Source organism: Paenibacillus sp. UMB4589-SE434 (genome assembly GCF_030226685.1).
Classification (GTDB): Bacteria; Bacillota; Bacilli; order Paenibacillales; family Paenibacillaceae; genus Paenibacillus_B.
The window spans coordinates 44,231-55,972 of sequence record NZ_JASOYK010000010.1; the positions used below are offsets into that span (position 1 = coordinate 44,231).

The window sequence follows — 11,742 nt, forward strand, 5'->3', positions numbered from 1 at the left end:
TATTCTAGTGTGTAACTTCGATGCTGAACAAAGAGAAGTTCAACATCCATATAATCCTATAGTCAGACAAATCGTTGATGAGGAGAAGTAAGCATCAGCAAGCGCTTCAGAGAGCCGATGGTTGGTGGAAATCGGTGCCGCTGCTATTGCCGAATGGACCTCAGAGAACCGGAAGGAAATTCTTGACTTTATTCAGGTAGTCGAGGACGTATGTCAGGTCGTTGCTCCGCGTTAAGGAGAAGAGGTCTAAGCAGATGTTTATCGTGTGTGATTATACGCGACTGAATGTTCGCATTAGACGAATTAGGGTGGTACCACGGTCTTTCGTCCCTTCGGGGAGACGATAGGCCTTTTTTGTTGTTTTTTTGTAGGGGAAATCCATAATTTTAAGGAGTGAATCCATATGAAACGCGTATTATCAGGTATCCAGCCAAGCGGCCAGCTCACGATTGGCAATTATATTGGAGCTATGCAGAACTTTGTAAAGCTGCAGCACGAACATCAATGCTTCTTTATGGTTGTTGATCTGCATGCGATCACGGTACCACAAGATCCAGCAGCGCTGCGCGAACAATCGGAGTCGGTGGCGGCATTGTATATCGCAGCAGGCATCGATCCAAGCAAGGCAGCCATCTTCTTGCAATCGCATGTGCCGCAGCATGCCGAACTGGGATGGTTGCTGACGACCCTCACTTACATGGGTGAATTGGAACGAATGACCCAATTTAAGGATAAATCAGAAGGCAAAGAATCCGTTGGAGCAGGCTTGTTTGTCTATCCATCTTTGATGGCAGCAGATATCTTGTTGTATAATGCCGATCTTGTTCCGGTAGGCGATGACCAGAAACAGCATTTGGAACTTACTCGTGATATCGCGGGTCGTTTCAACAGCCGTTATGGGGATTATTTTACGGTACCGCAGCCGTTTATCCCTGAAGTAGGTGCGCGGATTATGTCATTGGACGATGCGTCCAAGAAGATGAGTAAATCAAATGCAAATGCAGGCAGCAACATCTTCCTGTTAGATGACCCGGCTGTTATTCGTAAAAAAATAAGCCGTGCAAAGACTGATTCGGAAGCGATTGTGAAGTATGATCCGGTTAACAAGCCTGAGATTAGCAATCTGATGAGTATTTACTCGCATACAGCTAATGTCTCGATTGCTGATATTGAGGCAAAGTATGAAGGCCAGATGTATGGTCCTTTCAAGAAAGATCTTGCAGAACAAGTAGCAGCCTTTATCGAACCTCTGCAGACACGTTACCATGAGGTTCGCCGCTCTGGTGAAGTTTACGATGTGCTGCAAAAAGGTGCACAACAAGCGCAAGAAGTCGCTGAGCATACGCTGAATGAAGTCAAGAACCGTATGGGCTTTGTTCTTCCACGTCGATAACAACTTGAATATGGAGCGAGCCTCGGTACCACACTGTTGATGTGGAGCCGGGGCTCTTTTCGTGTTAAGAGGCCGTAGAAGCAGCTTGTTCTTTTCTACGAAGTCTGGCTTTGACAATAAAGCCGGCCCCCATATTAAATATCGACAACAAACCGAATAGTATAGCAAGCCAAGCGTTATAGCTTATGGCGATAGCAGTGGCCATCAACAATGCGATGGAAGAGCACGCAAACCACAACGATAATCCTTTGCTCATGTTAATCTCTCCTTTTTCAAGTAGCCGACATGATGAAATAACAATTCCTGTGTTGGCGTATAACATCTGTAGAAGCGGTTACAATAAGCTTGCAAGCTTGCAAAATAGAAACGCCATAGTGAAGGGAGATTTCATATTATGTCAGCACAATCTTCGAGTCGTACTAACAACTTGGTCGTTCCTCAAGCAACTGCAGCACTGCAACAAATGAAACTGGAAATTGCTAATGAATTAGGTATTCCAGTTGCACAAGACGGTTACTACGGCAATTATACGTCCCGCGACATGGGATCCATTGGTGGATACATGACGAAACGTCTGGTCCAAATCGCTGAGCAATCGCTGAGTGGCGGCAGCCGATAATATCGGTTAGACCGTAGATGGATGCTCAGCTCGAGCACACAGAGGCTGCCCCGGCGCGCGGGGCGGCTTTTTGTTATATGTGGTCGATAATTGCTCCAGTACACAACGTTTGTCTCTATAGTGGCACGTATTTACGCGAACAAGCCCTTTCCAATAAGAAAGGGCTTCGTCTGTATATCACGACGGCATCGATTCCATCGACTGCATGTAAGCGCATTTCCTTACTTCTAAATGTAGCACTTCTGACTTGCGCCGGAAAGGTCCAATTGTTATGAAGCTATTGGATTTCGTGCTGCACCATTACTCAAGCCCATATTGATGCTTCATTTGTTTTTCGCTTATCCAGCCTATATAGGTATCAAGTGGTTCAAAGTTGCTGTTCATCATCACAAGAGCTACAAAAGGATATTGTTTGCGATGCCGGTAGCGTACGTCTACCCACCTAACGACGTAACCATATCCTGTAGGCTGTACGGATGCACAGCCATACCGGGTAAAATACAGAAACGTTTTTACGGCGGATTGCGATTTTGATGCTTCAACGGCGGGGTGAGAATCACATCTGGCCGTCTCATTCCAAATTAAGCCGCTGCGGCGGAGATGACCAACTCGGAATGCACCGTCTAGTTGTTTCTTTACGACGTTCCAATTGGACCATGCTACTGTAGGAATGATCGTATACCGTTCACCGTCGCTATATTCAGGATCAAGCTGCGGCATGCGGCGGAGTATTCGCCGATGTACCAGGGTGCGCCATACAAAATAGCCGATTAGTACAACGTAGAGTACAGGAAAAATGAGTATCGGCGACAATATGTTAAAGCCCCACAAGGTTACAGCTACAAGGTGCGTAGTAAATATGAAAGGATCAAATAACGATATGATGTTCCACGAGATCCATTCTTCGGAAAAGGGGCGAACCGCCTGTGTACCGTATGTATTAAACAAATCGGTAAATACGTGCAGTACAACGGCAAAGCCCGTCCATGCAAAGGTATGCTGCCAATTCGAAGCAGGCATGCTCCAACTAAGCAATGCGGTAATAACTACGGTCCACACAAGCATCATTGGGATGGAATGAGAGAAGCCGCGATGATTGCGCACATAGGCTTCATTGCTTTTTAATTTCAAAATTGTATCCACATCAGGTGCTTGTGAGCCAAGCATAATCCCGATAAAAACAGCCGTGGCAGTTATACTGTGCTCTGCTACTAAAGGATCAAGCTGAGACAAGCCGGCCAAGCCCAAACCAATGGCAATATGGGATACAGTATCCATCGACATTCACCTCCTGATTGTTGTATTGTGGACGTTGACGGAACAAAATATGACTCCGCTCAAGCGGTTGAAGAAGGGATGTTAAGGATGGGAAGCATTATTTTTGTAGAATATCGCATCGAGCCTGAGAAGCGGGAACTCTATTTTACACATATTAACAAGCTGCTTCAATATAAAACGGATGTAACCTTATATGAGGGAACGGATCAACCTAACGTATTTGTCGAACAATGGCATGACACAACACCGCAGCAGTATGCTGACATGAAGCGTGTTCGATTGCAAGAACAAAGTGAGTGGGATGTTGTGACAGCCTGTATTCCAGGCGGAACCGCAAAACTGCATATCTGGGAGTTTGCAGCACGACAGGATACATTGTGAAATAATGTTCGTTGAATTGTCAAATTGATGAACGATTGCAAGGATCATTGTCATAGCTTGCGCATTTTTGCTATGATGAAAATTACAGCAGGCGAACTTTTTTTCTGCTGTTGGATTACAACAAGGAGGAACGGGGCGCGTGGATAAACCTATGACTTATCGGACCTCTTCTGACTCTGTCACGCTCAAGCCTGAGCAAGTGGGAGTCGGGATATGGAAAGAGTTCATTCAATTAACGAAGCCAGGTATTATTCGTTCAAATTTATTGGCTGCCTTTACGGGGTTCTGGGTTGCCGCACGTTGGGACATCCCTTGGATGATGATGTTATGGATGTTGCTCGGGACAACACTTGTCATGGCTTCTTCCTGTGTATTTAACAACTACTTCGATCGAGACTTCGATATGAAGATGGAACGTACGCGCGATCGGGCATTGCCAACGGGGAGGCTGCAGCCGCAGGTTGTGTTAATCTATGCGATAGCACTTGGTGTTGTCGGACTTACGGTGTTATTCTCGTTAGTTAATGTGCTGGCCGGCGTATTAGGTATTGTTGGCATGTTTGTTTATGTCGTCATTTATACGCTCTGGTTAAAAAGAACGTCCACATGGAGCACCTCTGTCGGGGGGATATCAGGAGCAATGCCTCCTGTCATCGGCTATGTGGCGATCACAGGCAAGATCGATGTAATTGCAGTTCTGTTATTTGCACTTATGTTTCTATGGCAACCGCCGCACTTCTGGGCACTTGGCATTCGCCGCGTGGAAGAGTACCGTGCAGCGGGCTATCCCTTGCTGCCTGTCGTAAAGGGGATTAAGCGTACCAAGTGGCAAATGATTCCTTACGTGCTGCTGCTTCTACCAGTACCTTGGCTCTTCTATTATTACGGTTATGCAGGTATTATCTACGCAGTAACTGGAACAGTTATTAATGCATTTTGGTTGTACGTATGTATTGCTGGATTTCGCACGAATAACGATGAGCAGTGGGCCAAGAAGAATTTCATCCTGTCAATCAACGTCCTAATGCTTCAATTCTTTATTCTTATCGCGGATACGATGGGCAAATAAAGACACTTATTATGACGTTACTGGAGGATGGACCATGGCACAATTTGCGAAGCGTTATTCATTGCAATTATTTTTATGCAGTCTCGTGCTTGTATTTGCTGTTGCCGCAGCTTGGATCTATTGGCCTAAAGGCAGCGATCTGCCTGTCGTAAAGGCGGCGCCTGAGTTCTCGATGGAGAACGTAGATGGCCAGACGGTGTCATTGGCTAGCACCAATGGCAAGGCTCGCTTGTTCTATTTCTTTTTCTCTCATTGTACAGACGTATGCCCACCTACAACCTACATGTTAAATGAGGTGCAGGACTTATTAAAAGAGAAGGGCGTGTTCGGAGACAAAGCGAACATCGTCTCCGTGACATTTGACCCGAAGCGTGACACTCGTGAACGCCTAATGAAATGGGCTACAGATATGAACAAAGCGGACCTGAAAGGCTGGTACTTCTTACGTGGCGACGAGGCCGGAACGGCAGAATTCATGAACAAGTTTGGTTCGGCCGTCGTGAAAGACAACGACGGGAACTTTACGCATACGAACCTTGTGACGCTCGTGGACCAAGATGGCAACGTGCGCAAATATTATAACGCAAATGACCTAGAGGTCACTCCGGAATTGATTGCTGACGATGTTATCTCGCTTACCCAATAGCATATATTACTCCGAAGCAAACGGGGCTGGATCGGGATATATAACATATTCCTCCAGCCCCGCTTTTTCTAACTGCTGGATGAGATATTCATCCGGCGTACCTTCTACGCCAGCATATCCTCTGCGTGTATATATATGTTCCGCATCCTGGAATGTATCTCTTAGCACGCCTCGTATTTTCTTGCCGGATGCATCATTGTCCATAAACAAATATACGTTCATGTCCCCAACCTCTTTACGTAGCGTCTCGGTCTTATTTGTATTTAATGTTCCATATGTACATAGGATTGTGATGTCATCACTTAGTAAGCGGCGAAGACGGCTGCGATCATTTTTTCCCTCTACGATTATTGCGATATCCATGAAGTTCACCTCAGCGCTGTATAAAGTAAGTGTGTTGTGTGACCGAAAAGGTCTCTCCATTATTATGTCGTTTCATTTATATAATAAGTCCTCTATTTACGTAGTGTACCACATGCAGATTCGAACTTTACACGTGACCTTAAGAATAAGGAGACTGATTTGCGAGGAAGCTCCTAAAAAAAACGAACGGCTTGCTCGAGAGCAAGCCGCATGAGGAGAGAGCGAGTTGGCATTAAAACACACCAGCGCGGAGGATGATAACTAATAAGATGTAAAGTACAAGAATTGTTCCAGTTGCTGTCCAGAGACCACCGCCGAAACCAGGTCCAATAGGTCCACCACATGGATCTACACAATGCGACATTCGGTTCACCCTCTTTCTGACTTTAAGTCGTGAGGCACAATGTATAGTATGTCGGAGGGTGGATGTCGTGCTGTGCAAACACCCAGAAAGTCCAAAGATAGGTATTCGCCTGCAATTTAAGCATTGGTGCATTTATGAAGCTTTAGATTCAGGAATGGATGGTGTTGATGCTGTAAAAGGTTGAAAAGGCTGCCTGGCAGGCATGATCGTAACTGCCGCCATCAAGACAAGGAACGCGATAAAAAACGGGGATACGACATTACGGAACTGACCAGCCAACAGCGGGCCTAGAAATGAACCAATAGAGAACGCAATTGACAAGTAGGAGAAGATTCGTCCGTACTTCACCCCGCCGCTTAACTGGAGTAAGTGGGCTGACATCGCAGGCAGAATGACACCTTTGGTCATGCCAATTAGAAATAACGATACAAACAAAGGCACGGGCCAATGAATGGCGATGACAAAGAACAGCAAGGACAGCACAAATGTCCCGATCCAAGTCCGGGCATAGGCTGGATAATGATTCAGGAACAGCATGCTTAGTGTACACAGGGCACCAAGACTGACAGCGGAGAACAGAATGCCAGAGTGCATGATCGATTGAAGTTGGTTCCCAACAAAAGGAAGTTCGAAGAACAAGATTCCTTGAGAGCATGAGATGGCAAACGGCATAATGTAGAAGGACCAGGGGACGCTCGCAGTATTTGCAGCCATAGCCGGCTTGGAGGCTGTTTTCTCGCCGCTGTTCGAATGTATAGGTGAGGATGCCTTTTGCCCTGCTGCGGCAGCTGGATATGACGCAGATGGCGGCGAGGCGGATATCGCTTCAGCCGGTACTCTAACCATAAAGATCGCAAGCAGGCCAATAATAAACAGACCGATGCCAAGCGCCTGGAAAGATGCGGTGAAGCCGAGCTGAGCAACAAGATAGGCACCAGCTGCTGGCGATACAACGGAAGCAAGTGTGTGCACGAGCCCATTGCCAGCCATCAGTTTACCTTGCTGCACTTGGTTGGTAGCAAAACGTGCCAGCAAGGCAAGACAGGCAGGGGACAAAAAGGCAAGCACAAATCCACTGATGGAGCGGACAACCAGCAGTTGCCACGGATTAACAACATGAGCTTGCAGCACAAGCAAAATACCTGCCCCAAGTAGGCTTAACACAATAAATATTCGGCTGCCAAACCGATCGACACTGAATCCTGCCAATAAATTACCAGGCAAATGAGTGAAGGAGTACATACCCATCATGAGTCCAATAAAGGAAGGGGCAGCTCCTAAAGAAACAGCGAAAGGAGTAAGGATAGGATATTGGGCATGCAGATCAAAGAATGCAATAAACAAAAATAAATAAAGCCATACGACTGAGCGCATGTGCCGTCACCTCCACAGTGCTATGGTATACTTGTACGTTGAAAGGGACGAACTTATGACCTTAATTACATGGGATACTGGATTCTATCTTTTTCAAATGTTCATCTAACGTAGATGTAAATCCTACTGTGTAATTGCATTCAAGTAGGTGGCAGATAAATCAAGCACATTTGTGACAAATAATTGCTGTATGCTACTGCTGCGAACTAGATTTCATATCTATCATATCTGGGCAGCTAGCTTATCCTTGATTATCGAAAAGGTATGACCTTACTGAACAATTGGTAATGATGTATAATATGGGTTGGAAAGGATGGTAGATAGAGAAATGGATATGAATCAGCTTTTTGAGTTTATGAAGCAGAATTGGTTAATCTTCCTGATTGCACTTATTGTATTATTTGTCATCGTGAGCTTTGTGAAGACGATGGTCAAATGGGCACTTGTACTTGTAATCGTGGCGGCTGTCGCGGTATACAGCGGCATTACGTGGAACGATATTGACAAAGTGGTTACTACGGTAAAGGATGAGACCGTGCAGCAATTGAAGGATCAAGCGATGAATGCGATGGTTCAGGAAGCCAAGAAAGCGACCTTTTCGGCAGGAGCAGATGGTACATATACGATCAAGTCCCCGAATGTAGAATTAAATGGTTCTACGAACAGCAGTAAGGTTAAGCTGGCGTTTAACGGTGTGTCGTTAGGCGAATGGGAGATTAACGACACAATTAAGTCGTTTATCGATGAGGCGAAGAAGAAATAATGGACACAGTTCGGCAGTTTGCGGAGTTTAACCTCGTGACGATTGTCCTGGCGTGTGTCATTCTTTTTAGCGTATGGCAAGGGGTGAGCAGAGGCGCTTCGGGGTCTGTGCGTCACCTCTTCTTTATTATACTGGAGACATGCTTGACGGTTATGTCCTTATTGTTGTCATATCTCGCTGCTCAGGCATTATCACCAACCGTTGCGACTTGGCTTCAGGAAATGGTGATTAAGATTCCCAGCCATGAGTTGTCCTGGTGGGAACGTATGTATTACACGACTGTAACGAGCATAAGGGACTTTGCGCTGCTGCGTTTCGCGCTATTATTTAGTGTATTGTATATTTTAATACGCTCTATCATCGGCGTGCTGGCTCGACTTGTAATGACGTTGCTTGCCCCTTCGTCAGCGGATGACATACCGTCAAGTCAGCGTCATTCTGATCAGGTGCTCAGACGTCAAGATCTGCATCAGACCCCAAATAAACCGCTTGTCATCCGTTTTCTGAGCCGTGTTGTGGGCGCTATGGTAGGAATCGTTACTGGATCAGTGCGTGCTTTCTTTATTGTGGTGCTTCTCTTTGGCTATGTAACCTTGCAGCAGGATACGGCTGTTAGTAGGATGGTACAATCATCTGCTGCATACCAAGCTGCAGCTAATCAAGTTATACAGCCGCTTGCAGGGGCGTGGGTAACCAAACAGCTGCCTGTATTTACAGCGCAAGTCGAGGAGCAGTTAAGTGACTTGATGCAGCGCAAATACGAGGTTATTGACTACCTTATTCCACAGGATATTGAGAAAGCTGCTCTTGAGGTGACAAAAGGAGCGCGATCTGACGAAGAGAAAGCGCGCAAATTGTATAACTGGGTTGGAACACGTGTGAAATATGACTGGAGCAAGGCGAATAATTATATCCAGCGTGGCGAGTGGAAGGAACAAACACCGGAGGAGACTTTTGATAGCAAATCAGGAGTTTGTATCGATTATGCGAGGCTGTATGCGGTAATGGCACGTACGGTAGGATTAGAGGTTCGTGTAGTGACGGGTAAGGGCTATGATGGGAAAGGTGGATATGGGCCTCATGCCTGGAATACGGTAAAGCTTGTAGACCGAGGTTGGATACCTCTAGATGCGACATGGGCGAGTACGGGCGACTGGTTTAATCCACCGAACTTTGATGCTACGCACATTCCAGATAAAGGAGCAATATCCAACAGTTAATCTGCTGTGTTTAGTCTTTGAGCGAGCCGTTCTAATGTGATAAACTAACATAATGAACATTACTCAACGAACATACTACGCAGGAAGGATGATGGTGCTTTGAGTCATCCGCATTCGGACGAACCACACAAGCGAGAACTATTAAACCGCCGCCACTTTTCATTTCGACTAAATACTTTTTTCTTTGTTACTTTTGCTGTCTTTACGGTGCTTATTGTGCGCCTAGCTATATTACAATTTGTAGAGGGACCTGGCTTAAAAGAGAAAGAAACAAGATTAGGCTATAAGACAACAGCCATTCCTCCGCTGCGAGGCACCATTTATGACGCTTCCAAGAAACGATTGGCTTACTCGACTTCTACGCAGTCCCTTTATTTTAACGTGGACAAGAATTATACGAAGGAAGAGAACATGGCAGATGCGAAGCAGCTTGCCAATACACTTGCTGACGTATTTAAGGAATACGGGGATGCCTCTAAGGAGAAACCGCTAACCGCTGAAGAAATCCTGAAGCGTATGGATTTAAAGGGCAAGTTGAATTATGTGTTTGTCCCACGTTTGATCAAGACTGGATTAACCCCTAAGGAGATTGCTTATTTCTTGGAGCATAAGCCGGAGTACAAAGGACTCGATATTGTTGAGGACAGTGTACGGAACTATGATGAGGATACGGTTGCGGTGCAGACAATCGGGTATCTGAAGAAATTTAAAGGTGTACGTGAATCATACGATTACTACAAAAATATTCAGAACAATAAAGATTCGCTGCCAGATGAGTTAAGATATCTTGATTATGAGGATGTTGGCGTAGACGGAATTGAATTTATGTTTCAAGAGGAATTGCGCGGAAAGAACGGCTTGAAGCGATTTCCTGTTAACGTCGCCGGTCGCATTATCGGTCAGATGGAGCTAACGAAGCCGGAGCGTGGGAACGATCTGCATCTGACGATTCATAAGGACATCCAGATGAAGACAGAAGAATCGATCATGAAGACGCTGGAGAAAGTGCGTAACTCTTCTGATTCGTTGGAAAGTGCCCCTAATGCACGAACAGGCTATGCGGTAGCCATGGAAGTAAAGACTGGCAACGTCGTTACAATGGCCAGCATGCCCGATTATAATACGAATGTCTGGAAGAACGGCTCTATTAGTCCTGAAGATTATGATAAGTATAAGTTCAATATGAACAATGGTACGATAAAGGCCGCTTACGGTCCTTATGATGATGATGAGATTAAGAAGCATCCGAACTCCATCGTGTATCTAGGTTCAACAATGAAGCCACTGTCCGTATTGATCGGTTTGCAGGAGAATTTGTTTGGTTTATATGACAATTATTTTGACGGAGGATATGCTGAATTTGGGCGTAAAGGTTATGAGACCAAGGTATGGAACTCTAGCCGGAAGTCATTCGGTTATATGGATGCGGCAGAAGCTTTGCGAGTATCCTCCAATGCTTTTATGGTTGACATGATCGGAAAGCGATTGTACTCCCGAACCGATATAAATGGCCTTGAGACGTGGGATAAGTACATGGAGATGTTTGGACTTGGGGTTAAAACGGGGAGTGGGCTCCCTGGTGAATTTGCCGGTCTGAGGGACTATCTTACGGAAGCGGAGAGAAATAATGCGCAGTCTGCACTCGTGTATGCGTCGTTTGGACAGCAAGGTAAATATACGACATTACAGCTAGCCCAATATGCAGCTACATTAGCTTCACACGGCAAGCGTATGAAGCCTCAATTCGTCAGCAAAATTACGGATGGTGAAGATAAAGTCGTCAAACAGTTCAAGCCGGAAGTGTTAAACGAAGTAAAGTTTGATGAATCGTATTGGAATATAGTTGAGCATGGGATGAGTCGAGTTAACGTTCACGGCTTTGATGGATTCCCTTATAAATTCTATCGCAAGACAGGTACGTCCCAGCAAGACGTTGGGGGAAGAACGATCGAGAACGGGGTGTTTATCGCTTACGCACCAGCTGAGAATCCGACTTTGGCTGTTGCGGTTGTCGTACCGGAGGGTGGCTATGGCTCCTACAGTGCGGCACCAATTGCACGTGCCATCTTTGATGCCTACGATGAAGCCGTAGGGCTTACAGGCACGCCTCGCAAAGCGACGCCACCAGCAACAACTGAATAAGAATACATGAAGCGGCTGTTCTCAGATGAGAACAGCCGCTTGTCTGTTACACGCTCCAGCGGAAAAGGTAATAAAGGGAAAATTTATGACTTATTTAAGCTTAAATGTAGGGATGGTGATAGGAGTCTAT

12 protein-coding genes and 1 other annotated feature are annotated in these 11,742 nt (G+C 45.8%); of the genes, 8 read left to right on the plus strand and 4 right to left on the minus strand.

Annotation, left to right across the window (positions count from 1 at the left end; all coding sequences use genetic code 11):
• The first annotated feature begins 65 nt into the window (after positions 1–65).
• Positions 66–335 (plus strand) — a binding site (T-box leader).
• A 68-nt stretch (positions 336–403) separates the two neighbouring features.
• The gene (gene trpS / locus QP775_RS23675; protein WP_285109165.1) at positions 404–1,393 is read left to right on the plus strand and encodes a tryptophan--tRNA ligase; all 990 of its coding nucleotides are present in this window, start codon (positions 404–406) and stop codon (positions 1,391–1,393) included.
• A 64-nt stretch (positions 1,394–1,457) separates the two neighbouring features.
• Here the strand turns inward: trpS and QP775_RS23680 are convergent, their stop codons facing one another.
• On the minus strand, positions 1,458–1,649 hold the full coding sequence (locus QP775_RS23680; protein ID WP_239333199.1) for a hypothetical protein: 192 nt from the start codon (positions 1,647–1,649) through the stop codon (positions 1,458–1,460).
• Between the two features lie 138 nt (positions 1,650–1,787).
• Here QP775_RS23680 and QP775_RS23685 point away from each other — a divergent pair, with 138 nt between their 5' ends.
• On the plus strand, positions 1,788–2,012 hold the full coding sequence (locus QP775_RS23685) for an alpha/beta-type small acid-soluble spore protein (protein WP_028546849.1): 225 nt from the start codon (positions 1,788–1,790) through the stop codon (positions 2,010–2,012).
• 300 nt (positions 2,013–2,312) lie between these two features.
• Here the strand turns inward: QP775_RS23685 and QP775_RS23690 are convergent, their stop codons facing one another.
• Positions 2,313–3,290: a metal-dependent hydrolase gene (locus QP775_RS23690; protein ID WP_285109166.1), complete on the minus strand. Its 978-nt coding sequence runs from the start codon at positions 3,288–3,290 to the stop codon at positions 2,313–2,315.
• Between the two features lie 27 nt (positions 3,291–3,317).
• On the opposite strand from QP775_RS23690, the gene QP775_RS23695 reads away from it, so the two are divergent.
• From QP775_RS23695 to QP775_RS23705, 3 genes are all read left to right on the plus strand, one after another.
• The gene (locus QP775_RS23695; protein ID WP_285109167.1) at positions 3,318–3,671 is read left to right on the plus strand and encodes a hypothetical protein; all 354 of its coding nucleotides are present in this window, start codon (positions 3,318–3,320) and stop codon (positions 3,669–3,671) included.
• Between the two features lie 139 nt (positions 3,672–3,810).
• A complete protein-coding gene (gene cyoE, locus QP775_RS23700) occupies positions 3,811–4,740 on the plus strand; it encodes a heme o synthase (RefSeq protein WP_239333205.1) in 930 nt (309 codons plus the stop codon).
• Between the two features lie 34 nt (positions 4,741–4,774).
• Positions 4,775–5,386: an SCO family protein gene (locus tag QP775_RS23705; RefSeq protein ID WP_239333207.1), complete on the plus strand. Its 612-nt coding sequence runs from the start codon at positions 4,775–4,777 to the stop codon at positions 5,384–5,386.
• 6 nt (positions 5,387–5,392) lie between these two features.
• Here the strand turns inward: QP775_RS23705 and QP775_RS23710 are convergent, their stop codons facing one another.
• Positions 5,393–5,749 (minus strand): toprim domain-containing protein, encoded by a 357-nt coding sequence (locus tag QP775_RS23710; protein ID WP_239333209.1) that lies wholly within the window; start codon positions 5,747–5,749, stop codon positions 5,393–5,395.
• A gap of 496 nt (positions 5,750–6,245) precedes the next feature.
• Positions 6,246–7,487 carry an MFS transporter gene (locus QP775_RS23715; protein ID WP_285109168.1) on the minus strand — a complete coding sequence of 414 codons (1,242 nt, stop codon included), beginning with the start codon at positions 7,485–7,487 and terminating at the stop codon, positions 6,246–6,248.
• Positions 7,488–7,800: 313 nt separating this feature from the next.
• Between QP775_RS23715 and QP775_RS23720 the strand changes: the two genes are divergently transcribed.
• The 3 genes from QP775_RS23720 to QP775_RS23730 all read left to right on the plus strand — a co-directional run bounded on the left by QP775_RS23720 (position 7,801) and on the right by QP775_RS23730 (position 11,612).
• Positions 7,801–8,250 (plus strand): ATPase, encoded by a 450-nt coding sequence (locus QP775_RS23720; protein WP_483312042.1) that lies wholly within the window; start codon positions 7,801–7,803, stop codon positions 8,248–8,250.
• Complete coding sequence (locus tag QP775_RS23725; protein WP_285109169.1) at positions 8,250–9,470, plus strand: transglutaminase-like domain-containing protein; 1,221 nt, start codon at positions 8,250–8,252, stop codon at positions 9,468–9,470. The genes QP775_RS23720 and QP775_RS23725 overlap by 1 nt, the downstream gene beginning before the upstream one ends.
• A gap of 99 nt (positions 9,471–9,569) precedes the next feature.
• Entirely contained in the window at positions 9,570–11,612 is a 2,043-nt protein-coding gene (locus tag QP775_RS23730; RefSeq protein ID WP_285109170.1) for a peptidoglycan D,D-transpeptidase FtsI family protein, read from the plus strand.
• Positions 11,613–11,742 lie beyond the last annotated feature (130 nt).